The following is a 1,333-nucleotide window of genomic DNA, read 5'->3' on the forward strand; positions in this document are numbered from 1 at the left end:
TAATGAAATGGACACCTCGTTCAAATAGCTATAGTTAGCCATGCTTAGGGTGTTACTCATCTGCAATTGAAGAGGTGTCCAATGAAACAAGTTATCGCAATTGATCTGGCAAAACGAGTTTTTCAAATACACATTCCAACAAGTGATAATCGTCCCGCGTTAAACAAAGTGCTTACCAGAAACAAACTTCTCGCATTCATTGCTAATCAGCCAGAAAGCATCATCGTTATGGAAGCCTGTGGAACTGCTAATTATTGGTGTAACCAATTTGCTCAATTAGGTCACGAGGTCCGACAAATCAGTCCGCAGTATGTGGCACGATTTCGTATTGGAAATAAAAACGATAGAAATGATGCGATTGCCATTAGTGAAGCTTTTAGCAGACCTGATATGCGGTTTGTTCCAATTAAAAAAATTGAACAGCAAGACCGGCAATGTTTGCATCGCGTACGCCAGCGTCTTGTCAAAAACCGCACTGCCATTATCAATCAAATACATGGTTTAGCTGCTGAGTACGGTATGGCCTTATCAGAAGGAAAGCACAAAATGCTCAGTGAGATCCTCGACGAGCTTGAGGATGGCAGCAATGGGTTGTCGCCCATTTTTCGCGAGTTGCTGCAAGAGCTTTATCTTGAATTTAAAGATATCGATTTGAAGGTCAAAAAACTATCATCTCAGATCACACAGTTGAATAGCATCAGCGAAACAGCACAAAAGTTATTGACTATCCCAGGTGTGGGGCCACTGAGCGCGTCAGTGCTTGGGATCGAGCTGGGCGATGGTACTTGTTTTAAAAATGGTCGACATTTTTCAAGTTATCTTGGCCTTGTGCCAAACGAACGCAGCAGTGGGGGCAAAGTTCGGCTTTTAGGGATCACAAAACGGGGTGACTCATATTTACGAGGATTGCTGATCCATGGTGCCAGAGCTGTGGTCTATAGGGTTTCAAAGTTACCATTGGAACAATGCGATCGACTTCAAAGTTGGTTAAAAAAATTGATCACTCAAAACGGTGTAAACAAAGCCATTGTCGCACTGGCAAACAAAAATGCTCGTATGGCATGGGCAATTGTCAAAACAGGCGAAGCATACAAAGCAGTGTGAAAAATTTTTGAGTTGTTAATATAAGTTGATGTTCTGACAGGTAGAACCGACTTCCCGAAAACCTGGTAAATAGCTTGGCTGAAAAAGCCTTGGATCTAATGAGGACGGGAAGTGCGGATTTTCATCAGGGCTCATTGAAGCCGGATATATGTTTGCAACTATTTTGTCAGTTATCACTTATTCGAAACAAAAAGGTTGACGCAACGAGGTGTCCATATAAGCTATTTAG

At 42.2% G+C, this 1,333-nt stretch carries 1 protein-coding gene; it reads left to right on the forward strand.

Annotated features, from left to right (window positions below):
* Window positions 1–81 precede the first annotated feature (81 nt).
* The gene (locus LSG37_RS21100) at window positions 82–1,104 is read left to right on the forward strand and encodes an IS110 family RNA-guided transposase (RefSeq protein ID WP_233081977.1); all 1,023 of its coding nucleotides are present in this window, start codon (window positions 82–84) and stop codon (window positions 1,102–1,104) included.
* Window positions 1,105–1,333: the final 229 nt, after the last annotated feature.

This window comes from Rheinheimera soli, assembly GCF_021290985.1.
Lineage (GTDB): Bacteria > Pseudomonadota > Gammaproteobacteria > Enterobacterales > Alteromonadaceae > Pararheinheimera > Pararheinheimera soli.